At 60.8% G+C, this 22,850-nt stretch carries 25 protein-coding genes; 15 read left to right on the top strand and 10 right to left on the bottom strand.

Features of this window, described 5'->3' with window-relative positions; all coding sequences use genetic code 11:
* Positions 1-4 precede the first annotated feature (4 nt).
* From OIU37_RS03670 to OIU37_RS03630, 9 genes are all read left to right on the top strand, one after another.
* Positions 5-835 (top strand): RNA methyltransferase, encoded by an 831-nt coding sequence (locus OIU37_RS03670; RefSeq protein WP_171602628.1) that lies wholly within the window; start codon positions 5-7, stop codon positions 833-835.
* Positions 816-1,619: a glutamate racemase gene (gene murI / locus OIU37_RS03665; protein WP_264255768.1), complete on the top strand. Its 804-nt coding sequence runs from the start codon at positions 816-818 to the stop codon at positions 1,617-1,619. Before OIU37_RS03670 ends, murI begins: the two co-directional genes overlap by 20 nt.
* Positions 1,620-1,710: 91 nt before the next feature.
* Positions 1,711-2,886: an MFS transporter gene (locus tag OIU37_RS03660; RefSeq protein WP_264255767.1), complete on the top strand. Its 1,176-nt coding sequence runs from the start codon at positions 1,711-1,713 to the stop codon at positions 2,884-2,886.
* Between the two features lie 109 nt (positions 2,887-2,995).
* Positions 2,996-4,510 (top strand): ATP-binding protein, encoded by a 1,515-nt coding sequence (locus tag OIU37_RS03655; RefSeq protein ID WP_264255765.1) that lies wholly within the window; start codon positions 2,996-2,998, stop codon positions 4,508-4,510.
* A 223-nt stretch (positions 4,511-4,733) separates the two neighbouring features.
* Entirely contained in the window at positions 4,734-5,351 is a 618-nt protein-coding gene (rpsD, locus tag OIU37_RS03650) for a 30S ribosomal protein S4 (protein ID WP_003586216.1), read from the top strand.
* 102 nt (positions 5,352-5,453) lie between these two features.
* Complete coding sequence (locus OIU37_RS03645) at positions 5,454-6,383, top strand: glutaminase (RefSeq protein WP_003540105.1); 930 nt, start codon at positions 5,454-5,456, stop codon at positions 6,381-6,383.
* A gap of 60 nt (positions 6,384-6,443) precedes the next feature.
* Positions 6,444-7,313, top strand: a complete 870-nt coding sequence (ttcA, locus tag OIU37_RS03640) for a tRNA 2-thiocytidine(32) synthetase TtcA (RefSeq protein WP_264255758.1) — start codon at positions 6,444-6,446, stop codon at positions 7,311-7,313.
* A gap of 47 nt (positions 7,314-7,360) precedes the next feature.
* The gene (locus tag OIU37_RS03635) at positions 7,361-8,182 is read left to right on the top strand and encodes an inositol monophosphatase (RefSeq protein ID WP_264255756.1); all 822 of its coding nucleotides are present in this window, start codon (positions 7,361-7,363) and stop codon (positions 8,180-8,182) included.
* A gap of 40 nt (positions 8,183-8,222) precedes the next feature.
* On the top strand, positions 8,223-9,047 hold the full coding sequence (locus tag OIU37_RS03630; RefSeq protein ID WP_264255755.1) for an inositol monophosphatase family protein: 825 nt from the start codon (positions 8,223-8,225) through the stop codon (positions 9,045-9,047).
* A 46-nt stretch (positions 9,048-9,093) separates the two neighbouring features.
* Here OIU37_RS03630 and OIU37_RS03625 read toward each other — a convergent pair whose 3' ends face one another.
* The 6 genes from OIU37_RS03625 to OIU37_RS03600 form a co-directional block, all read right to left on the bottom strand.
* The gene (locus OIU37_RS03625; RefSeq protein ID WP_182210183.1) at positions 9,094-9,924 is read right to left on the bottom strand and encodes a DMT family transporter; all 831 of its coding nucleotides are present in this window, start codon (positions 9,922-9,924) and stop codon (positions 9,094-9,096) included.
* Positions 9,921-10,502 carry a TetR/AcrR family transcriptional regulator gene (locus OIU37_RS03620; RefSeq protein WP_182210184.1) on the bottom strand — a complete coding sequence of 194 codons (582 nt, stop codon included), beginning with the start codon at positions 10,500-10,502 and terminating at the stop codon, positions 9,921-9,923. The genes OIU37_RS03625 and OIU37_RS03620 overlap by 4 nt, the downstream gene beginning before the upstream one ends.
* A gap of 175 nt (positions 10,503-10,677) precedes the next feature.
* Positions 10,678-11,958 carry a multidrug effflux MFS transporter gene (locus OIU37_RS03615; protein WP_182210185.1) on the bottom strand — a complete coding sequence of 427 codons (1,281 nt, stop codon included), beginning with the start codon at positions 11,956-11,958 and terminating at the stop codon, positions 10,678-10,680.
* 35 nt (positions 11,959-11,993) lie between these two features.
* Positions 11,994-13,199: a multidrug effflux MFS transporter gene (locus OIU37_RS03610; protein WP_182210186.1), complete on the bottom strand. Its 1,206-nt coding sequence runs from the start codon at positions 13,197-13,199 to the stop codon at positions 11,994-11,996.
* A 137-nt stretch (positions 13,200-13,336) separates the two neighbouring features.
* Positions 13,337-13,672 (bottom strand): Grx4 family monothiol glutaredoxin, encoded by a 336-nt coding sequence (gene grxD, locus OIU37_RS03605; RefSeq protein WP_182210187.1) that lies wholly within the window; start codon positions 13,670-13,672, stop codon positions 13,337-13,339.
* A 173-nt stretch (positions 13,673-13,845) separates the two neighbouring features.
* Positions 13,846-14,076, bottom strand: coding sequence for a hypothetical protein (locus OIU37_RS03600; protein WP_171602617.1), 231 nt, complete (start codon positions 14,074-14,076; stop codon positions 13,846-13,848).
* Between the two features lie 163 nt (positions 14,077-14,239).
* Between OIU37_RS03600 and OIU37_RS03595 the strand changes: the two genes are divergently transcribed.
* Positions 14,240-15,418 carry a hypothetical protein gene (locus OIU37_RS03595; protein WP_182210188.1) on the top strand — a complete coding sequence of 393 codons (1,179 nt, stop codon included), beginning with the start codon at positions 14,240-14,242 and terminating at the stop codon, positions 15,416-15,418.
* Between the two features lie 175 nt (positions 15,419-15,593).
* On the opposite strand, the gene OIU37_RS03590 is transcribed toward OIU37_RS03595, so the two are convergent.
* Genes OIU37_RS03590 through OIU37_RS03575 form a run of 4 tightly spaced genes read right to left on the bottom strand, consistent with a single transcriptional unit; the run spans position 15,594 to position 18,793 of the window.
* Positions 15,594-16,310 carry a transporter substrate-binding domain-containing protein gene (locus OIU37_RS03590; protein ID WP_182210189.1) on the bottom strand — a complete coding sequence of 239 codons (717 nt, stop codon included), beginning with the start codon at positions 16,308-16,310 and terminating at the stop codon, positions 15,594-15,596.
* Positions 16,311-16,323: 13 nt separating this feature from the next.
* A complete protein-coding gene (gene hpaI / locus OIU37_RS03585; protein ID WP_264255750.1) occupies positions 16,324-17,088 on the bottom strand; it encodes a 4-hydroxy-2-oxoheptanedioate aldolase in 765 nt (254 codons plus the stop codon).
* A gap of 7 nt (positions 17,089-17,095) precedes the next feature.
* Entirely contained in the window at positions 17,096-17,878 is a 783-nt protein-coding gene (gene hpaH, locus OIU37_RS03580) for a 2-oxo-hept-4-ene-1,7-dioate hydratase (protein ID WP_240603188.1), read from the bottom strand.
* A gap of 21 nt (positions 17,879-17,899) precedes the next feature.
* Positions 17,900-18,793 carry an intradiol ring-cleavage dioxygenase gene (locus tag OIU37_RS03575; RefSeq protein WP_264255749.1) on the bottom strand — a complete coding sequence of 298 codons (894 nt, stop codon included), beginning with the start codon at positions 18,791-18,793 and terminating at the stop codon, positions 17,900-17,902.
* A gap of 252 nt (positions 18,794-19,045) precedes the next feature.
* On the opposite strand from OIU37_RS03575, the gene OIU37_RS03570 reads away from it, so the two are divergent.
* From OIU37_RS03570 to OIU37_RS03550, 5 genes are read left to right on the top strand one after another with little or no spacing between them, the layout of a single operon-like run.
* Positions 19,046-19,780: a GntR family transcriptional regulator gene (locus tag OIU37_RS03570; RefSeq protein ID WP_182210193.1), complete on the top strand. Its 735-nt coding sequence runs from the start codon at positions 19,046-19,048 to the stop codon at positions 19,778-19,780.
* Positions 19,780-20,601 carry a sugar phosphate isomerase/epimerase gene (locus OIU37_RS03565; protein WP_182210194.1) on the top strand — a complete coding sequence of 274 codons (822 nt, stop codon included), beginning with the start codon at positions 19,780-19,782 and terminating at the stop codon, positions 20,599-20,601. Before OIU37_RS03570 ends, OIU37_RS03565 begins: the two co-directional genes overlap by 1 nt.
* Positions 20,602-20,649: 48 nt before the next feature.
* A complete protein-coding gene (locus OIU37_RS03560) occupies positions 20,650-21,318 on the top strand; it encodes an amino acid ABC transporter permease (RefSeq protein ID WP_171602609.1) in 669 nt (222 codons plus the stop codon).
* A 9-nt stretch (positions 21,319-21,327) separates the two neighbouring features.
* The gene (locus OIU37_RS03555; protein WP_264255746.1) at positions 21,328-21,978 is read left to right on the top strand and encodes an amino acid ABC transporter permease; all 651 of its coding nucleotides are present in this window, start codon (positions 21,328-21,330) and stop codon (positions 21,976-21,978) included.
* 43 nt (positions 21,979-22,021) lie between these two features.
* Positions 22,022-22,846: a transporter substrate-binding domain-containing protein gene (locus tag OIU37_RS03550; RefSeq protein ID WP_182210197.1), complete on the top strand. Its 825-nt coding sequence runs from the start codon at positions 22,022-22,024 to the stop codon at positions 22,844-22,846.
* Positions 22,847-22,850: the final 4 nt, after the last annotated feature.

The raw sequence follows: 22,850 nt of genomic DNA, 5'->3' as shown, positions 1-22,850 counted from the left end.
GATCATGGCAGGCACCAACAGCGAACGTCAACTTCTGGCCGAAGGGCCGGCCATCATTCTGGTCGAGCCGCAGATGGGCGAGAATATCGGCATGGTGGCGCGCGCCATGGCGAATTTCGGCCTTGCAGAACTGCGCCTCGTCAATCCGCGCGACGGCTGGCCGAACGAGAAGGCGCTGGCGACCGCCTCCAAGGCCGATCACGTGATCGAGGCGACCAAGGTCTACGACACGCTGGAGCAGGCCGTCGCCGATCTCAACTTCGTCTATGCGACGACGGCGCGTGAGCGCGACGGTTACAAGCCGGTGCGTTCACCCGTCATCGCCGCCGAAACGCTGAGGACCAGGTTCCGCGCGGGCGAGGGGACCGGCATCCTTTTCGGCCGTGAGCGCTGGGGGCTGACCAACGAGGAGGTCGCGCTTGCCGACGAGATCGTCACCTTTCCCGTCAATCCGGCTTTCGCGTCGCTGAACATTGCCCAGGCCGTGCTGCTGATGTCTTATGAATGGATGAAATCCGGCATGGAGGATCTTGGCGCCGTGCCCTTCCAGGCGATGGGGCAGACGCCTTCGACCAAGGAACAGCTGTTCGGCCTGTTCGACCAGCTGGAAGAGGCGCTCGATGCGCGCGGTTATTTCCATCCTGCCGGGAAAAAGCCGAAAATGGTCGACAATCTGCGCGCTGTTCTCTCCCGCCGGGCCTTCACGGAGCAGGAAATCAGCGTGTTGCGCGGCGTCATCTCCTCCCTCGACCGCTTCTCGCGCAAGAGCCCGCGCGGCGGCCGGTTCCCGACAGCGGCCAAGGAAACACCGCCAGATGACAGCGCCGACGCATGAGCTGAAACCCGTCCTCGTCTTCGATTCCGGCATTGGCGGGCTGACCGTCTTGCGCGAGGCGCGCGTGCTGATGCCGGAACGCGGCTTCATTTATGTCGCCGACGATGCCGGTTTCCCCTACGGCGGCTGGGAAGAGCAGGCGCTGAAGGAGCGGGTGATCGGGCTTTTCGGCCGGCTGCTTGAGGAGCACGATCCCGAAGTCTGCATCATCGCCTGCAACACCGCCTTCACGCTTGTTGGTGCCGATCTGCGCGCCGCCTTTCCTCAGATGACCTTCGTCGGCACCGTGCCGGCGATCAAACCGGCGGCGGAGCGCACGCGGTCCGGCCTGGTCTCGGTGCTCGCGACGCCGGGCACGGTCAAGCGTGCCTATACGCGCGATCTCATCCAGTCCTTCGCGCAGCAATGCCATGTTCGCCTCGTCGGCTCGGAGAACCTTGCGCGCATGGCCGAGGCCTATATCCGGGGTGGCGCTGTCTCCGACGACGCGGTGCTTGCCGAAATTGACCAATGTTTCGTCGAGAAGGACAGTCAGAGGACCGATATCGTCGTGCTCGCCTGCACGCATTATCCCTTCATGGCGAACCTATTCCGCAGACTGGCGCCTTGGCCGGTGGACTGGCTGGATCCGGCAGAAGCCATTGCCCGGCGGGCGCGCACACTGGTTCCGCAGATCGCCGATGCTGTTCACCCCGATAACTTCGACTTTGCCGTCTTTACATCCGGCAATCCCGACTTTGCGACGCGCCGACTGATGCAGGGTTTCGGTCTCAGCACGCGATAAGGCATTGCGCGCTTTATTTCACCGATGTCATCGCGCAAGATCTCCGGGGAATCGCAGGCGGGTGTCCGCTAATTACATAAAGGGATGCACCGTGCCGCTGCAAAGACTTGTCATGCTGATCTTCTTTCTGCAGCCGATAGCCTTTGGTGCCTGGTTACCGCGCATTCCCGATATCCAGGCGAAGCTTGAACTCGGCACCGCCGATCTGGCCGTCGCACTTCTGGGATTGCCGATCGGCACGCTGATCATCCTGCCGTTTGCCGGCCGCCTCGTCTCGCGCATCGGCGGGCGCATGGCGATTATCTATGGTTTCATCTTCTTTCTTGCCGTGGTTTCGCTTCCAGCCTTCGCGCCCAGCGTCATGCTTCTGTTCTTCGCCTTGATTGTCGTTGGGGTCGCGCTTTCGACGGTGGAACTCGGCATGAATGTCGAGGCCGATGTGACGGAGAAGGCGACGGGGCTGATCATCATGAGCCGCTGCCACGGCTTCTGGAGCTTCGGCATCATGGCCGGCAGCCTGATCGGTGTTGGTGCCATAGCAATCGGGCTTTCGCCGCACTGGTCGATCCTGATCACGGCGATCGTCATCCTGCCGGTGGCGCTGATTGCCAGCCTGCGCCTGCCGAAATTTCCGGAAAGTCACCATGCGGAGAATTCGCAGGCAAAGACCGGCTTCAAGCCGCCAAGCCTTGCGCTGCTCGGGATCTGCGCCTTCGTCTTCGGCGTGACCATGACCGAAGGTGCGATCGCCGATTGGTCGGCGATTTACCTCCGCGATGTCATGCATGCCGAGGGCGCGCAAACCGGCCTTGGTTATTCGGTTTTCGCTTTCATGGTTGCGGCGGGGCGCTTCAGCGGTGATTACATGAAAGGCCGCTTCGGCGCGGTTGCCATTGCCCGCGGCTGCGGCATCGCCTCGCTTGCCGGCATGCTCGTCGTTCTCCTTGCGCCCGCGACGCCGCTTGCCCTCATCGGCTTTGCCGCAGTCGGTGTCGGCGTCTCGGTCGGGTTTCCGCTTGCGGTGACAGCCGTCGCTTCGCTGACCGACCGCCCGCCCGCGTCAAGCGTTGCGACGCTCTCCTTCGCAGCCCTGAGCGGCTTTCTCATCGGGCCGCCGATCATCGGCTTTCTCGGCGAACTCCTGGGCTTGCGTGTGGGGCTTGCGGTCTTGCTGATACCGCTTTTCGTCAGCCTGCTCTGCACCCGTTTGCTGATTCCGATGCAGAAGGACATGGTGGCCGACCTCGTTGAGCGCGAGGCGGTGTAAAAACCTATTTCCCAAGGCTGACTTTCCCTGTGGGTTCTTGACGGTTTGACGACAACAGCGGCTGCGAATCTGCTAGAGACGGGCCGGGAATTTGTAAGGGGAATTGGACGTGCAGGTTGGCATCGATATGGGACTGGCGTCCGGCGCTCCGGCGACGCTCGATATCGAGGAGCTGCTGGCGACACGCCTGCTCGTTCAGGGCAATTCCGGATCGGGCAAGTCGCATCTGCTGCGCCGCCTGCTCGAGCAATCGGCGCAATGGGTGCAACAGGTCATCATCGATCCCGAGGGTGATTTCGTCACACTCAGCGACAGGTACGGCCATGTCGTCGTCGACGGTGAGCGCACCGAGGCCGAGCTTGCCGGCATTGCCAACCGTATCCGCCAGCACCGCGTATCCTGCGTGCTGACGCTGGAAGGGCTTGATATCGAGCAGCAGATGCGGGCGGCGGCCGCCTTCCTCAACGGCATGTTCGATGCCGATCGCGAATATTGGTATCCTGTTCTCGTCGTGGTCGACGAAGCGCAGATGTTTGCGCCGTCGGTCGGCGGCGACGTGTCGGAAGATGCGCGCAAGGCTTCGCTCGGTGCCATGACCAATCTCATGTGTCGCGGGCGAAAGCGCGGACTTGCCGGCGTCATAGCCACACAGCGTCTTGCCAAGCTTGCAAAGAACGTGGCGGCTGAAGCCTCGAACTTCCTGATGGGCCGCACCTTCCTCGATATCGACATGGCGCGCGCCGCAGACCTGCTCGGCATGGACCGTCGCCAGGCGGAAATGTTCCGAGATCTCAAGCGCGGCCATTTCGTAGCGCTCGGTCCGGCATTGTCGCGCCGGCCGCTGCCGATCCAGATCGGCAATGTCGAGACCTCGGCGCGCTCTTCCAGCCCGAAGCTGATGCCGCTGCCGGATGCGCCTCAGGATGTGGAAGACCTGATCTTCACGCCCGATCCGGAGGAATTCCAACGCCCGCTGGTGCGCCGCGCCCCGCCGGCGCCGCGGCCGACGACCGATATTCTGGCCGAACTCTCGCGCTCGACGCCGGCGGCATCGGCTGCACCTGCCGAGGCGAGGGCCAGCCAGGTGGAAGTCTCCGCCGAGGAGCGGGAGGAGCGGCTTGCCGGTGTGCTTGCCGAAATCCTCGACGATCCCACCTCCGCCTTCCGTACCGATTCGGTGCTCTACCAGGATTTTCTGGTCCGGCTGCGCATGCGCCGGGTGCCGGGACCGCCGATCGCGCTGCCGGATTTCCGCCGGCGGGTGGCGATTTCGCGCTCCGGCGTCGATGCGGGAACGGCCGCGACCGATGCCTGGGCGACGGCGCTGTCGCTGTCATCAGCCGTCACCGATGACCTGCAAGGCGTTTTCCTGATGCTTGCCAAGGCCGCCGTCTGCGGCGAGCCATGCCCCTCGGACGCGCGCGTCGCCCGCGCCTACGGCACCCATTCCGCCCGCCGAGCGCGGCGCCTGCTTGGCTATTTCGAGGAGCAGGGCATCATCGTCGTGCACGCCGATTTTTCCGGCAAGCGTATCGTCGCCTTCCCGGACATGGACTGTCAGACGGCGCCGGGCGACGCCAACGCACCTGATGCTGGCGGGGACCAACCGCTGGCGGCGGAATAGTGGCGCTTTCCAGGTTGCTGCTGTTGACATTTTCATGACGGGCCTCTAAAGACCGCCGCAAGCACCGGGCAGCAATGTCCGGTGTTTCATTTGACATGTCCCGTGGATCGTTCCTGTTCGCTAACCGGAACATCCTGTCAGGTCTTGGAAGAGACCAGAGGAGGGCGTGTTTCCTTCGTGCGGTTTGGCAACAAACCGTCATAAACCTTTGAAAGGAAATACGATGAGCAAGCGCGAATCGTCCAAGTACAAAATTGACCGCCGTATGGGCGAAAATATCTGGGGTCGTCCGAAGTCCCCGGTGAACCGCCGCGAATATGGCCCGGGCCAGCACGGCCAGCGCCGCAAGGGCAAGCTTTCGGACTTCGGTGTGCAGCTGCGCGCCAAGCAGAAGCTCAAGGGTTACTACGGTGACCTGCGCGAAAAGCAGTTCCGCGCGATCTTCGCCGAAGCCGACCGCCGCAAGGGCGACACGTCTGAAAACCTGATCGGCCTCTTGGAATCGCGCCTCGACGCAATCGTCTATCGCGCCAAGTTCGTCCCGACGGTCTTTGCTGCCCGCCAGTTCGTCAACCATGGTCACGTCACCGTCAACGGTGTGCGCGTGAACATCGGTTCCTACCGTTGCAAGGCCGGCGACGTCATCGAAGTTCGCGAAAAGTCGAAGCAGCTGGTAATCGTTCTGGAAGCCGTCAGCCTCGCAGAGCGTGACGTTCCCGACTATATCGAAGTCGATCACAACAAGATGGTCGCAACCTTCGGCCGCGTTCCGACGCTCAGCGACGTTCCGTTCCCGGTCGTCATGGAACCGCACCTGGTCGTCGAATTCTATTCGCGTTAATGCCTTCGTCTCGCAGTCGAAACCGATTGCGAGACAACAGCATGCGTCGATATACGGAAAGCCGCTCTTTCGAGCGGCTTTTTTGCGATCTGGAGAGAAGCAATGGCAGATTTGCAGGCGACCCTCGATAGCATCTACGCCGATATCCAGCCGCGGATCGGCGAGGGCAAGGTCGCGGATTATATTCCCGAGCTCGCCAAGGTCGATCCGAAGCAGTTCGGCATGGCGATCGTCACCGTCGACGGCAAAGTCTATCGCGTCGGCGATGCCGACATCGCCTTCTCGATCCAGAGCATATCGAAGGTCTTCATGCTGACGCTGGCGCTCGGCAAGGTCGGCGAGGGGCTGTGGAAGCGCGTCGGGCGCGAACCCTCCGGATCGGCTTTCAACTCGATCGTCCAGCTCGAGCACGAGAGCGGCATCCCCCGCAACCCCTTCATCAATGCCGGTGCGATCGCCGTCAGCGACGTCGTCATGGCCGGCCATGCCCCGCGCGAGGCAATCGGCGAGCTGTTGCGCTTCGTGCGTTATCTGGCCGATGACGAGTCGATCACCATCGACGACAAGGTGGCGCGCTCGGAAACCCAGACGGGATACCGCAATTTCGCGCTTGCCAACTTCATGCGCGCCTACCGCAATCTCGACCATCCCGTCGACCACGTGCTCGGCGTTTATTTCCATCAATGCGCGCTGTCGATGAGCTGCGAGCAGCTCGCCCGCGCCGGGCTGTTCCTGGCGGCGCGCGGCAGCAATCCGACGACTGGCCATTCGGTGGTCTCGCCGAAGCGGGCCCGGCGCATCAATGCGCTGATGCTGACCTGCGGCCATTACGACGGCTCGGGTGATTTCGCCTATCATGTCGGCCTGCCCGGCAAGAGCGGCGTCGGAGGCGGCATTTTCGCGGTGGCGCCGGGCATCGCCTCGATCGCGGTGTGGTCGCCGGGGCTGAACAAGGTCGGCAATTCGCAGCTCGGCGCCGCGGCGCTGGAAATGCTCGCAGCGCGCACCGGCTGGTCGGTTTTCGGCGATTGAAGCTGTGTTGCCAGGCGGGTTTCTGCTAGAGCAAGTGTGGAATTTCGGTAGGACGAAGCAATGAATATCGCAACCAATATCGCCGACGAGTTGGAGAGTAGCGAGGCCGACGCCAGCGGACATGCGCTGTTTGCCGATGCGCCGCGTTCCGTCTCCTTCAACAAGCTGCGAAAGCGGCTGCTGCGGCAGGTGCGTCAGGCCTTCGACGATTTCGACATGCTGAAGGGCCAGAAGCGCTGGCTGATCGGCCTTTCCGGCGGCAAGGATTCCTATGGGCTGCTGGCACTGCTGCTCGATCTCAAATGGCGCGGCCTGCTGCCGGTCGAACTGATCGCCTGCAATCTCGACCAGGGACAGCCGAATTTCCCGAAGCACGTGCTGCCGGACTATCTGACGAAGATCGGCGTCCGGCATCGGATCGAATATCGCGACACCTATTCGATCGTGAAGGAGAAGGTGCCTGAAGGCGCCACCTATTGCTCGCTCTGTTCGCGGCTGCGGCGCGGCAATCTCTACCGCGTGGCGCGCGAAGAGGGCTGCGATGCTCTGGTGCTCGGCCACCACCGCGAAGACATTCTCGAAACCTTCTTCATGAATTTCTTCCATGGCGGGCGGCTTGCCTCGATGCCGGCGAAGCTTCTGAACGACGAGGGCGACCTGATGGTGCTGCGCCCGCTTGCCTATGCCGCCGAGGATGACCTCGCGAAATTCGCCGCCGCCATGCAGTTTCCGATCATCCCCTGCGATCTCTGCGGCTCGCAGGACGGGCTGCAGCGCAATGCGATGAAGGACATGCTCGCCGATATCGAGCGGCGGATGCCGGGACGTAAGGATACGATGCTACGGGCGCTTTCGCATGTGAACCCGTCGCATCTGCTCGACCCGAAACTCTTCGACTTTTCCACCCTTGGTGTTACCGATCCTTCATGAAAGGCCGGCTAAGCAGGCTGCTTATTGTATGACGGACAGGATTTCGCATGACTATTTCAGATCAGGATATTCTCTTTCTCGGCGATTGCGTCAGGGAAGCGGCGCAAGCCGAGATCATGCCGCGTTTCCGTAATCTCGGCGCTGCCGATGTTTCGGAGAAGACTTCGGCAATCGATCTGGTGACGCAGGCGGACGTGCTTGCCGAACACCGGATCACCGCGGCGCTGAGAGAGCGCTTTCCCAAAGCACTCGTCGTCGGCGAGGAGGCTTATGATGCCGACCGCTCGGTCGTGCCGGCACTTGCCGATGCCGAGCTCGCCTTCGTCATTGACCCTGTCGACGGGACGTTCAATTTCGCCGCCGGGCTTCCCGTCTTCGGGACGATGTTGGCGGTGACGATCAAGGGCGAGACGGTCGCCGGCATCATTCATGATCCCGTTCTCAGTGACACGGTGACGGCGATAAAGGGGGCAGGCGCCTTTCTGACGCGTCGGGATGGGCAGTCGACAAAGCTGAAGGTCGCTGAGCCTGCTAGCCTGAACCAGATGGTCGGTGGCCTGTCATGGAGCCACATGGACGAACCGGATCGCGCGCGCATTTGCGCCAACATGGCAAAGATCCGGATGACCTTTGCCTTCAACTGCTCGGCCTACGAATATTGCGCCTCAGGCAAGATGCATTTTATCGGCCATGCGAAGCTGATGCCCTGGGATCACCTGGCCGGCGTGCTCGCGCATCAGGAGGCCGGCGGTCACACGGCGAAATTCGACGGCACGCCCTATCGCCCCGGCGAGACGACGGGTGGCATCATCTCTGCGCCCGATCGGGAGAGCTGGCAGCTCATCCGGCGCGAGATCGTCGGCATCTGATTCAAGCTTCTCCTAAGAGACCTAAGCGTGAGGATTTGACATGACTTCGACTGTTGACGTGACCGTTCTGGCCAATTTGTTGCGCCGCGCGGCGAAGGCAGAGATCCTGCCACGCTTCCGCCGGCTTGGTCAGAGCGATGTGCGCGCCAAGAGCGAGGCGACCGATCTCGTCACCGAGGCTGATGAGCAGGCCGAGCGGATGATCAAGGCGGAAGCTGAGAGGCTCTGGCCGGGCGCGCTGTTCCTTGGCGAAGAATCAGTCGCGGCCGATCCCGATTTGCTCCACAGGCTCGAACATGCCGATCTCGCGATCGTCGTCGATCCGGTCGATGGCACGTTCAATTTCGCCGCCGGCATCCCGGCCTTCGGCGTCATGGCCTCCGTTGTGTCCGGCGGCGAGACGGTCGCCGGTATCATCTACGATCCGATGGGCGACGACTGGGTGATGGCGGAAAAGGGCGGCGGCGCCTGGCTGCGGCGGCCGGATGGCGAAGCGCAGCGGCTCTCGGTGGCAGCTCCTGTGGGACTGGAGCATATGGTCGGCATGGCTTCCACCGGCTACCTGCCGCAGCAGAAGCGCGCCGAAGTGCTCGGCAATCTTGCCAAGGTGCGCTTCCTCACCAATTACCGCTGTGCGGCCCACGAATACCGCACCTTTGCCGGCGGCCATGTGCATTACCTCATGTACAACAAGCTGATGCCCTGGGATCACCTTGCCGGCACGCTGATTGCGCAGGAGGCCGGCGCCTATGCGGCGCGCTTCGACGGCTCACCCTATCTGCCGCACCATCTTGACGGCGGGCTGCTGATTGCGCCCGACAAGGCCTCGTGGGACGTGTTGCGGCACGAGGTTTTCACGGTCTGAATGCACGGAAAGCCAAGCGATCGGGCTAGCCGTACCGTCGCATAATTTAATGTCCGAGCAGAATTGCGCCCGCTGCGACGATCAAGCAGGCGAGAATGCGCCGAAACGTCAGGGTTTCCTTCAGAAACAGCCAGCCGATCAGGACGGCGAAAACAACGCTCGTTTCCCGCAGCGCCGTGATCGGTCCGGCAGGCCCGAGCGAGAAGGCTGCGATGACAACCCCGTAGGCGATCATAGCGACCAGTCCGCCGCCAAGCGCCTTCCATGTGTCCGGCGCTCGAAAATCGACGACCAGCCGCCTGCGCATGGCGATGAACATGGCTGGAAGAAACGTGCCGTAGAGCACCAATACCCAGGCTGTATATGCACCGCTCGCACTGGTCTGCCGCACACCGATGGAATCGACGGTAGCATAGGCGGCGATGATGGTCCCGGTCGCGAGAGCAAGCAGATTGGACGCAGTAGAAGCTCTGCCTTTGCCAAGCGACAGGCTCATGATTCCCAGAGCGACAAGCACGACGCCAGCGAATTGGGAAAGATCCAGACGATCGCCCGCGATGATGAAGCTGCCAATTGTCACCAGAAGTGGGACTGTCCCGCGAACGATCGGGTAGACCTGTCCCAGTTCTCCATTTCGGTAGGCGGCGACGAGGAAGACGCTGTAACCCACCTGAAGAGCGGCCGAGAGTAGAATATAGGGCCACGCGTCAGATGTCGGCAGGGGATAGACGAACAGGAACGGCAGGGCCACGGTCGTACTGGCAAAACTCATGAGGGTAACGGTCCTTAGCCGATCACCGCCGCTGCGCAGGAATGCGTTCCAGGTCGCGTGCAGGATCGCTGCAAAGAGCGCCAGGCCGATAACGATAGCGCTCATTGTCGTATTTCCGCCAAGAGAATCCCGGTCGCGATCCTTCGAGCGTTGTTGATCGCTTCCTTTCCTTGTGCCATCTGCGCGAGGAGGGTCGCCCCTTCGATCAGCATGAACAGGCTCATGGCGGCTTGCTTCGCACGATCGTCCGGTATGGATTTCGCCAGGATGCGGTGCAGCCGTTCCTGAAGATCGCGCTTCTGTCGGGTGACCGCCTCGAACACTGCATGTTTCGGCTTTCCGAACTCGGCAAGCGCGTGCTGAAACAAGCATCCGTGGAAATCCGGACTGTCGAACCAGCGTTCGTGCCATTCGAAAATTGCGAGGATGCTCTCTTGCGGCGACAATGCCGCTTCGGCCAGCCGGTCGAGTTGGCGTTTGAATCTTTCCGCCCGCCAGTCCAGAACCTCGACAATGAGGCCGTCCTTGCTTGGGAAATGCCGATACATGGTCATCTTCGCGACGGCAGCCTCGGCAATGATCTTGTCTATGCCGGTGGCGTGGAAGCCGTCTCGTTTGAAGAGGCGATAGGCGGTTTCAACGATGAGTTGGCGTTTCTCGGCGGCGTCGGCGCGAAGCGACATGGGAGACCTTAAATCTTAAATGATGCAGACCTGTCTCACTCATATAATGGCCGCCGGCTTTGGTCAACGGGCGATCGCACAGCGATGCACTTCCCCAATCTCCCGATCCAGGCGACAGTTTTCCGTCTGATTTCACAGCGTCGCAAAAAATCAGCCTTCGGCGGCGCTTCCCATTTCAGAAATGGGCAGCACCCGGATCGAGCTGCGGACTGTCTCCCGGATGGGTGAAGAGCTTGCCGTTTTCGGCCCAGAGGGTGGCTGCGATCGTCACCGCGCCGAAGAGGGCGAATCCGCCGAAGAGCGGCTGCACCGTGCCGTTGAACATCTGGCCGACCAGGCCGCCGAGGATGGCGCCGAAGGTCGTCGAGACGAAGCCGGTGATGGCGGTCGCCGTGCCGGCGAGATTACCCATCGGCTCGAGGCTGATCGCGGTGAAATTGGTGGCGATCAGGGCAAACATCATCAGTACGATGGTGAAGATGCCGTAGGCGATGGCAAAATCCGGCTTGCCGGCCAGCGAATAGAAAAAGCCGACAGCCGACAGCGCCGTGAAGATCAGCAGGGCGGCGTGCGAGATTCGGCGCATGCCGAATTTGCGCACGAAGAAGCCGTTGGCGAAATTGGCGACGGCGATGCCGCCGGCGGTGGCCGCAAAGGCGATCGGCAGCCAGTCGCCAAGGCCATAGACCTCGCCGAAGACCTGCTGCACCGAGATCACATAGGCACTGATGACGCCGGTGAACATGGTGAGGCCGATCATGTAGCCGCAGGTGATGCGGTTTGTGAGCACGGTCTTGAAACCGTCCACGACAGAGCCGACCGACAGCGGCAGCCGCTCTTCCGGCGGCAGCGATTCCTTCAGCCGCAGGAGAGCCCAGACAAACAGGATGGCGGCGATGATCCCGAGCAGGATAAAGATCCAATGCCAGTTGGCATAGAGGATGATGAGTTGGCCGACGGATGGGGCAACGATCGGCACGATCATGAAGACGATCATCACATAGGACATGACACGGGCCATTTCGCGGCCACCGAAGCAGTCGCGGACGATGGCCATGGTTGTGATGCGCACGGCCGCACCGCCAATACCCTGAACGAAGCGCATGACGAGCAGCATTTCGAAGCTGCCGGTCGCTGCGGCGGCAAACATTCCGACAATATAGCAGGCCAAGCCGCCGAGCAGGATGTTGCGGCGGCCGAACGTATCCGAAAGGCTGCCGAAGAATATCTGCGAGACGCCGAAGCCTAAGAAGAACACGCCGATGATCAGCTGCGCGTCGTTGGTATTGGTGACGCCGAGGGAATGGCCGATATTGGGCAATGCCGGCAGCATGCTGTCGATCGCCATAGCGACGCTGGCGGTCATGATGGCGATGGTAACGACGAATTCGCCAAAGCCCATGCCGATGCGGCGGGAGCCCTGGTTTTCCTGGTGCGGTTTATGCGGCGGCGTCATGTGGTGAAATCCCGGATGCGTACGAGGCCCGCCGTTCAGACGGCTGGGTTCTGCGATTGGAAGAGGCGGCCCTTCTCGGCGATCAGCACGAAGACGAGCCCGATGATCGACACGGTGAAATAACCGGCGACCATCGGCAGTGCTGTGCCGTCGAAGGCCTGGCCGATGCCGGCGCCGATAATGGCGCCGCCAACCGTGCTCATGAAGCCGAGGACGGAGGAGGCGGTGCCGGCGACATGGCCGAGCGGCTCCATGGCGAGCGAATTGAAGTTCGAGCCGATCCAGCCGAACTGGAACATGGAAAGGCCGAAGAAGGAGATGAACAGAGCAAAGGGCATCGGCTCCGTGCTGGCCATCTGGACGATCAGCCAGATGGTGTTGATGGCGATGAAGCCGATGAGCGAACCGTGCGACAGGCGGCGCATGCCGAGCTTGCCGACAAAGCGCGAATTGAAGAAGGACGACAACGACATGAAGATCGCCACGCCGGCGAAGGCGAAGGGGAAATAGACGCCGAGATCGTAGATGCCGACATAGACTTGCTGGGCGGAATTGATGAAGCCGAAGAGCGCGCCGAAGATGAAGGTGCTGGCGATGGTGTAGCAGAGCGCCACGCGATTGGTCAGCACCAGCTTGAAGGCGCCGAAGATCGAGCGGGCAGTGAAGGGGCGGACGTTCTGCGGATGCAAGGTTTCCGGCAGACGGAGATAGGCCCAGACGGCGATAGCAGTCGCCATCGCGGCGATGAAGAGGAAGATCAGGTGCCAATTGCCGAAGAACATGACGATCTGGCCAGTGCCCGGCGCAATAACCGGTACGATCATGAAGACCATCATGATCAGCGACATGACTTCAGCCATCTGCCGGCCGCCATAGATATCGCGAACGATGGAGACGGTGATGACGCGGGTTGCGGCGGAGCCGACACCCTGGATGAAGCGCAGGGCGAGCAACCCAGCAAAGGAAGGAACGAAGACGATACTAATGGCGGACAGGATATAGATGACGAGGCCGATCAGAAGCGGCGTGCGGCGGCCGAAACGGTCGGAGAGCGGACCGTAGAACAGCTGGGCGCAGCCGAAGCCGAGCAGATAGGTGGAGACGACGAATTGCCGGTGGTTCTCGCTCTCGACGCCGAGGCTCGCGCCGATCTGCTGCAAGGCCGGGAGCATGATGTCGATCGCCAGCGAGTTAATGGCCATCAGGAAGGCTGCGAGCGCGATGAATTCTCGCTTGCCCATGGGCAGGCGGCCCGCGGACACGGCTTGTGAAGAATCTGTCACAATGAAATTCCCATAAACAGGTCAAGGCGCTGCTGGCCGCAGCGCCTCGAACTCAAGAAACAGATTTGGAAACCGGGCGGACGTCCGGTGACCGGTCAGGAGGCGGCGCGCACCGTGATGCCGTTTTCCTGGAGGTGCTGCTGCAACTCACCAGCCTGGAACATTTCCCGGACGATGTCACAGCCGCCGACGAATTCGCCCTTTATGTAAAGCTGCGGGATCGTCGGCCAGTTGGAATATTCCTTGATGCCCTGGCGAATTTCCGAATCGGCGAGCACGTTGACGCCCTTGTAGTCGACGCCGATGTAATCGAGAATCTGCACGACCTGGCCGGAGAAACCGCACTGCGGAAACTGCGGCGTGCCCTTCATGAAGAGGACGACGTCGTTGCTCTTGATTTCGTTGTCGATGAATTCGTGAATGCCGCTCATGGGACCTAATCCTTTCAACAGGCGGGTTAAAGGCCCACCGTTTCAATCGTTGCCTTTAGATAGCATGCGACGGCAGGAATTCCAGCCGCCCGAACCAAAAAAAGACCAATTCGGGCTGGGCCTCGCTGAGGATTGTTGCCGTCGCGTTACGGCCGGAGTTTTTGCCGCTCGCCTCAGCTGCGACGCTGGCGGCTGCGGCCGGCGGCGGTGCGGCGCTTGCTGACCTGTTTGCGGGCGGGCTTGGCCTTGGCCGAGGTCGTCTTGCGCGTTGCCGTTGTCGTCGCGACGGGGCGTGTCTTACGCCTCCTGCGTTTCGTCGTAGCGCGGCCGGTGGTTTTCTTCAGGATTTCCTTCAGCACGGTGTCGACGACGCCCGATATCAATTCTTTCACCAGGTCGGCCACAAAACCCCTCCGTTCGTGTTGGAAACGACATGGCCGCTATTGAATTCCGGAAGAGTTCGGTTAGCAAGACCGCTTCGAGACCGTAGCTGCCTTTTCGCCGATATAAGCGACCAGCAGCCGGATCGTAGCAACAAGCCGGCCATTGCCCGGCCGGAAGAACGGAATGAAATTGATCGAGAAGCGGGTCGTCCTGCACTTTCCCGGCTTCGAGCCGCTCGACGGTACCGCCCACCGGGCGCGCTACGAGCGTTCGGCAAAACAGAGTGCGGCCGTCTGGGGCTATTCGCTCGAGATGGGGGCGCCGGTGTCGGAAAGCAACCCGTTGAGCTTCACGGTCACGACAGCCGGCGAAGCGGCGTCCGGGTCAGAGACCATATCCTCCGCCTGGCAGACGAAGAGCCGGATCTATATGGTCGATCATGATCTGCTCGTGCGCCGGTTGCGCAGCGGCAATACGATCAGTCAGATTCTTGCGGGCTTTCGCAGCTGCGTCCAGATCATGATCGAAGGCGGCATGCGGGGATATTTCCGCCATGCCTGGCGTTTCGGGCTGTTCTTCCTCTTCCCCTTTCTGCTGACGGCGCTGGCAATCGTGTTGACCGCGGTAATCGCCCTCACGCCCTATAGTCTCGGCTTTTCCGCCTGGCACATGCTCTGGAGCGGACCGCTGGCGCTCTGCTTCTTTATCTTCGCTTTTCTGCCGTTTTCCGAACGCTTCCACACGCTGCATCTCTTTGCCGACTGGGGAATGGCGGTGGCGCTCGGCCGGATGGACCGGGCCGATTTCAATAACTGGCTGGAAGACCGGGCGACCGTCGTGCGTGAGGTGTTCACCGAAGAAGCGGACGAGTATGTGATCTCGTCGCACAGCATGGGATCGAGTGTGGCCGCCCATGTCATTGGCATGTTGCTCGAAAGGGAGCCGGAGATCTTCGCGGGCAAGCGAGTGGTATTCGCCACGCTCGGCAGCGCCATCCTGCAATGCGCGCTGCTGTCATCGGCGAGCCTGCTGCGCGCCCGCGTCGGTCTGATCGCCCGCTGTCCCGAGATTTCCTGGCTCGACGTGCAGTGCCTGACGGATTCGATCAATTTCTACAAGGTGCCGGTTGTGGCGGTCTCAGGGCATGAGGATTCGCCTCCGGCGAAGATCCTGCTCATTCGTGTCAAGCAGATGCTGACGCGCGAACATTACCGCAAGATTCGCAAAGACCAGCTGCGCGTTCATCGGCAATATGTGCTAGGGCCTGATCTGAAGGCGCCGTTCGATTTCACACTGATGACCTCGGGGCCGATGCCGGCGTCGGTCTTTGCCTCTCCGGAGCAGAACAAGCTGCCGGCTTGAGGGCTGGGTTCCGTCGGCAGCGTAGACTGAGGGGGGTGCGGTGGTGTTGAATTGCTACGTGAAGGAGAGGAAGGAAACGTCGTTCTGGTCGAAGATCTGAACTTGTTGCAGATATTGCAGAGTTTTTGCCGCTCGGCGAGCGCGGGATCAAGCTCGACCCATTTCCGCGCCGCTATCATGGGAGATTCTCTTCACCGTCGCCGGCCAGGTCAACGTCTCCCGCGGCAGTTTCGCTCAGACGGCGTATGAAATCCGCAAAGAAGGCCGAGGCATGAACGGATCTTCGGTGCACGGCGATCGTCTGGGGAATTTCGGAGAATGCTCCCTCCACTAGTCGGAAGCCGGAAATCCGCTCCGAAGTCTGAACGAGGAATTCGGTCAATCCCGCAGCCGCGTCGCATTGCGACCCGACAAGGAGATCGATGGCAGCTGCCGGGCTGTCAGTATGCGAGACAGTGGCCTTTTCAAGGATACGTTCGAGCTGCTTCGTATAGGCGGCACTCCTTGCGGAGGCGATTTGCACGCTTTCAATGTCGAGGTCTCCGACCGTCCGGAACGCCGAAGCCTCAGCCACCATATAGGTCGCTTTGACGGACATATAGGGGGGTGAAAAGGAGAACCGGTCGGCTCTGGATGGATCCGAGGCAATGAAAGCAATGTCCCACTCGCCGCGATCCGCAGCGGCGAGGATGTCGGCGGCCGAGCCGTACTGGATCAGCGACAGTCCGCAATCCAGTTGCTCGGCAATCTTGTGTCCGATCAGAGCGCTTGGACCGATCAATGCGGCCGCCTGATCGTCCCACCGGACCAAGGCTGCATTCGACATGTTGACGGCGGCCCGGATTACGCCCGCGGGCGCTATCTCGGACAGAACTTTCTTCCGCGTCGACATCGGCGCGAACTCCCTAAGATGCAAACCGGGCTGCTAGCGCCTCGGATCCTCTCGCAAGAAGGGCGACGTCTACGCCAACGGCGGTGAACGACGTCCCGAGCGAAATGCAGCGGGCTGCAAACGTCTCGTCCGGCGTGAGGATGCCTGCCGGCTTTCCAAGAATTTTCAGGCGTCCGATCGCGTCTTCGATCGCCGCGACCACCTCAGGATGCCCCGGTTGGCCGGGATGACCGAAGCTGGCCGCCAGATCGGCGGGGCCGATGAAGACGCCGTCGACGCCTTCGGTCGCTGCGATCGCCTCTAGCCGACCGAGTGCCTCTCGGGTCTCGATCTGCAGAAGCAGGCAGATCTCCTGTTCGGCAATCCGCGCGTAGTTCGGCACGCGCCCGAAGCGGGTGGCGCGCGTCAAGGCGGAGACCCCGCGAACACCGTGCGGCGGATACCGTATGGCGGCGACCGCTGCCTTCGCTTCCTCTTCGTTCTGCACATAGGGAACGAGGAGCGTCTGGACGCCGATGTCCAAGAAGCGTTTGATCAGCACGGGATCGTTGAATGCCGGGCGTACGACTGGGGAAACATCGTAAGACGCGACCGCCTGCAATTGCGGTAGGACGGTGAGGACGTCGCTTGGAGAGTGCTCGGTATCGAACAGCAGCCAGTCGAAGCCCGACGGCGCGACGATTTCTGCCGCGTAGCTTCCGGGAAGGCCGCACCAGAGACCGATCTGGCTTTTACCGGCTCTCAGTTTCCGTTTGAAGTGATTGACGGGAAGTTCCATCGGCGCCTCACACGAACGAGACGCCGATGGAGCCGACCGGACCGTAGTCGGCTTGGATGACATCGCCCTTGACGATGTCCACGGGGCGGGTGAACGAGCCGGCAAGCACAATCTGGCCCTTCTTCAAGCCGCCTCCGACGGCATGGAGCTTGTTCACGAGCCAGGCGATACCCGCGGCCGGATGCCCCATTATAGCTGCGGAAACACCCGATTCCTCGATGATGCCGTTTTTCGAAAGGGTCGCGCCGACCCAGCGGATGTCAATATCCATCGGCCGGATGATACGACCACCCACGACGATCGCTCCGAAAGCGGCGTTGTCGGCGATCGTGTCGGTGATCGCTCTGGGTACCTCGGTTCGGTAGTCGATGATCTCAAGCGCAGGAACGACAAACTCCGTCGCGCGCATGACATCATAGATCCGAGTGCCCGGACCCTCGAGATCCTCACCCATCACGAAGGCGAGCTCAACTTCGAGGCGAGGCTTGATAAAGAGCTCCGCCTTGATCTGCGCTCCGTCGTTGAAAAGGGCGTCGTCGAGAATGACGCCGTAGTCAGGCTCGGTCATTTTCGAGGCCATCTGCATCGCCCGCGATGTCAGTCCGATCTTATGACCCGCGATCCGCGCGCCCTTTGCGATCCGCGCCTGCGCCCAGAGTGCTTGGATCTTGTAAGCGTCTTCAAGTTCCAAATTCGGATATGTCCTGCTCGGCTGGACGATGGGCTTGCGTTCGGTTTCTGCCTTCAGCAGTGCGTCGGCTGCCGCCTGGCGTTCTTTTTCCGTAATCATGATGTGGCTCTGCTGGTTTCGTTACTTGATCGGGGGACGCGGCAGAATGGCCTCGCCCGGCTCCATGACGTAGGTGTAGTCGAGCGAGAACCACGGGCCACTGACGTCCGTGTCGGATGGGTGCGGCTCGTCATGACGGACAAAGTCGCCTGTCAAAGCCGCGGTGACGCCGAACTGCACGTCGGACTCGATATTCGGATCGCTCGGGTCGAAGACCTGGGAAATGAGGGTTTTGTATCCCTCTTTGAAGATCAGCGCGTGCAGATGAGCAGGTCGGTAGGGGTGGCGGCCTTGCGCTTGGAGAAGCCGACCTACGACTCCGTCGACAGGGATGGGATAGCCGACCATCTTGACCGTTCTAAACCAGAACCGACCCTCGTCGTCCGTAGTGAACTTGCCGCGCAGGTTCATTTCCGCCTGATCAGGATCCTGGTTCTCGTAAAGGCCGACAGGAGAGGCGTGCCATACGTCTATCTCGGCGCCTGGGATGGGCTTACCTCCCCGATCAACCACCTTCGCGTGGACAAACAAGGGTGTTCCCGGAGTTTCCGACCGGATGATGGTTCCGCCGTTTTCGACCCGCGGAGAGTTGAGCCGCCAGAACGGCCCGAGTAGCGACTGTGAAGTCTCTGTCTGCCCGTTGTCGCCGTTGTTGAGCAGGCATACAAGCGACGAGACGCCAAGCGATCCTGCCATGAGCACGAATTCGTTGTGGCTGTCGGTCTTCAGCTGGCCAATTTCGTTGAGGATGGCGGTCGCTTCGCGAAACTCGACTTCCGACAGCCTGACTTCCCGCACGAATGCGTGGAGATGCTTCACCATCGCAACGAGTATATCTCGCAACCGTGGATCTTCGGTGCGGTTCATCACGGCGAGGACGGCAGGCGTCAACTCGCTTTCGGTCCTGATTGCCATAAGGCTACCTCCCAATGAGGCTCGACTATCAGAATAATCGATTATCAGTCAAGTCGCTCATTGAATTTTCAACGCTCGTGGCAGAGACGGAATCGCGCTTGATGGCAAATAAATACCTGTAATAACTTGATTAACGTGAATTTACACAGGCAAAGACGTAGGCATTCAGTGCTTTTTGACCCTATCAAGTTGACATAAATAATCGTTTATTATATCGATCATCGAAACTTGGTTGAATTGCTTGGAGGAAAGATGGACTCGGCCGACGACAGCTCTCTTGGGCCGTTGACAGAAGATGTGCCGCCAGCCGGCTTCCTCGACGATGGCAAGAACACCATCGGCAGCCAGCTCGCATCGCGCCTTCGGGAGGCGATCATCTCCGGTGAGCTGGAAGCCGGCAGCAAGATCAATCTCGACAAGGCGCGGAAGACTTTCAATGTCAGTCTGAGCCCGTTGCGGGAGGGCTTAGCCCGGCTCATTTCAGACGGCCTGGTCGAGTTTCAGGACAACAGAGGCTATCGCGTCGCGCCGATCTCGCTGGCTAATCTCGAAGAGGTTACGAGCCTGCGCGAGGAGCTCGAGGTTTTCGCGCTGCGTGAATCCATGCGTCTTGGCGACGTCGAATGGGAGGGCAACATTATGCGTGCGCTTCATCGTCTAAACCGCACGGAGCGCGACGCCGCGCGTCCCGAAACGCTGGAGCACTGGGAAGCGCTTCACCGCGAATTCCACCTCACCTTGATCTCGGGCTGTGGCAAGCCTCTGCTACTTCACTTCTGCAGTCTTCTGCTGAATCTCAACGACCGATATCGCCGCGTCTTCCTGATCCGTACGTCGGGGGACCGCAATGTAGGGCAGGAGCACAGCGAGATTGCCCAGGGAGCGGTCGCGCGTGATGTCGACTATGCCTGCGAAAAGCTCCGCCAGCACATTCATCGCACCGGCACCAATCTTCGCAACCATCTCGCGACGAAGGGAATCGCGTGATGGCCGCCGCAACATCGAAATCGGCGCCCCTGATTGGCGTCGCGCACTTCTCATCGATATTGCTGTCTCCCGTGGAATTTGCGAAGGCCGCAGCGCGCGCGGGATTTTCGAGGATCGGGCTCAGACTGAACCCGGCGTTCCCTGGTGCGCCTTACTACGAATTGCCTGTCGGTAGTTCAGCTGCAGGCGAGCTGAAATCCGTGCTTACGGGTGAAGGCGTCGAGGTTTTCGATATCGAGTTCTTCGTAATCGACCCCTCCTTCGACGCGTCTTCGGTGGAGGCCACAGTCGCCGGGGCTGCGAACATTGGAGCACGCCGGCTCAGTGTCTGCGGAGATGATCCTGACCAAGCCAGATTGGCATCGAACTTCTCGGATCTCTGCGGCCTTGCGGACCGATACGGGTTGGCTGTCGACATCGAGAACATGGGTTGGCGGGTGATTAAAACCTTCCAGGACAGCGTCGGCCTTGTGAAGGCGAGTGGTGCCCGCAATGCCGGCGTCCTTGTCGACGCAGTACATTTCTTCAGGAATGGCGGCACGCTCGCCTCGCTCCGAACCGAGATCGGCTGGGTAAAGCACGTTCAGTTGTGCGATGTCGCTGGACCGGCGCCGGTGACACCAGAGGAGATGATCGCTGAAGCTAGAGGCGGGCGGTTCGCACCGGGGGAGGGCGAATTGCCGTTGAAGGAACTCGTCGCAGCGGTCGCTAGCTCCGCGGCGATCTCGGTGGAAGTCCCACTCGCAGGGTCTGCCCCGCCTGAGACGCATTTGAAACAACTGTACGACAAGGCCGAAGGATTATTCGGGCCGGATCGCTGATCCGGCGCCGGCGCGGCGTGAGCCGCGTCGGAGGGAGGAAGTCAACATATGGGTTATACGTTCGATTTTGGTGCGGTCTTCGACCGCGCCCCGGAATTGTTTTGGGGTTCGCTTGGGACGCTCGGTCTTGCGGTTGCAGGAATGATCCTTGCGCTCGCGATCGGTATTCTCGGCGTCGCTGCAAGAACATCCAAGAACAAACTCGTTCGAGCTCCAGTGATTACCTTCGTCGAGATTGTTCGAAACACACCCTTCCTGGTGCAGATATTCTTCATCTACTTCGCACTTCCGCTCATGGGCATCCGACTGAACCCCACCGCTACCGCTATCATCGCGCTGGGGATCAATGGCGGCGCCTATGCGATTGAGATCATTCGAGGCGGCGTGGAAAGCGTGAGCAAGGGACAGGTTGAGGCAGGCTTTGCGTTGGGCTTGCATAAGGCCGATGTGTTCCGGCTGATCGTTCTGAAGCCGGCCCTGCGGGCGATCTATCCGTCCCTGACCAGCCAGTTCGTGATGCTGACCTTGACGACTTCGGTCTGCACTTCGATCGCCGCCTACGAGTTGACCTCGGCGGCCCAACGGATCGAATCCGACACTTTCCGAAGCTTCGAGGTCTATTTCAGCGTGACCGCAATCTACCTCGTCATCTCGAGCCTGATGATGGGCATCTTCGCCCTTATCTCCCGTTACTACTTCAACTACCCGACCCGATAGGAGGCGTTCATGGGTCCCATCGGCGAAAACGAGCTGTTCTTCCTCTTGCAGGGTCTGAAGTGGACTGTGCTGCTGGCCATCATCGGCTTCCTCGGCGGAGGTGTATTTGGAATCCTGATCGCTCTGGTGCGCACGTCGAAGAACCGCTTCGCACGTTTCGTATCGTCGGGCTACATCGGGCTCTTCCAGGGCACGCCGCTCCTGATGCAGCTCTTCGTCGTCTATTACGGCGTCGCGCTATTGGGCGTCGACGTCAATGCATGGATCGCTGTGGCAATCGCGTTCACCCTCCATGCGAGCGCCTTCCTGGGCGAGATCTGGCGCGGCTCGATCGAAGCCGTTCCGAAGGGCCAGACCGAAGCCGCGAACGCGCTCGGGCTGCATTACATCTCCCGAATGAGGGACGTTATCCTGCCGCAGGCGCTGAAGATCTCGATGCCTGCAACCATCGGATTTCTCGTTCAGCTGATCAAGGGAACATCGCTCGCCGCAATCGTCGGCTTCATAGAGCTGACCCGTGCCGGACAGATCATTTCGAACCAGACCTACCGCCCGCTGCTCGTCTTTGGGATCGTCGGAATAATCTACTTCATCATTTGTTGGCCTCTCTCCCACATCGGGAGCGGCCTCGAAAAACGGATGGCGAAAGCTGTCCGATAACCTTGCTTCGCCCGAAGCAAAGACCACAGAGGAGGAGAATGGAATGTATAGCAATCGCAGACAATTTCTTGGAATGGCCCTGGCTACGGCCGCCTTCGCCACCGTAGGCGCGGCTGCAGCTTCCGCAGCGACCGTCGAGGAGATCAAGGCCAAGGGCACGATCGTCGTCGGCATTCAGGGCGACAACGCGCCATGGGGCTTCGTCAACACGAGCGGCAAGCAGGACGGATTCGACGCCGATGTCGCGACACTCTTCGCCAAGGAGCTCGGAGTTAAGGTCCAGTTCCAACCGCTTGCCGTCGCCAACCGCATTCCGGCCCTGACCACCGGCAAGGTCGACATCCTGTTCGCCACCATGGCCATGACGGAAGAGCGCGCCAAATCAATCCAGTACAGCAAGCCATACGCGGCGAACACGATCTCACTTTATGCGGCAAAGGCCGATACCGCTAAAACGCCTGCCGATGTTGCCGGCTGGGAAATCGGCGTGCCGAAGTCCAGCTCGCAGGACAAGGCCATTACCGACGCGATGGGGTCGACGGCCACCATCCGCCGCTTCGACGACGACGCCGCAACCATTCAGGCGCTGGTCTCCGGACAGGTCAAGGCCGTCGGGGGCAACATGTTCTACGGACAGCGGCTCGATGCTGCCAGCGCCGGCACCTACGAGCGCAAGATCGACTTCCTGACGACTTACAATGGCGTTGGGACGCGACTGGGCGAGAAGGACTGGAACGAGGCCGTCAATGCCTTCCTCGACAAGATCAAGGCTAATGGCGAACTTGCAGCCATCACCAAGAAGTGGATGAACATCGATCTGCCGACGTTCCCGGAATCCATCCCCAACATCCCGTTCACCGTCAAGTAAAGCA

Source organism: Rhizobium sp. BT-226, from assembly GCF_025847085.2.
Classification (GTDB): domain Bacteria; phylum Pseudomonadota; class Alphaproteobacteria; order Rhizobiales; family Rhizobiaceae; genus Rhizobium; species Rhizobium sophorae.
Note: the sequence above shows the minus strand (reverse complement) of the source record. Positions and strands in the feature narration are given on the sequence as shown.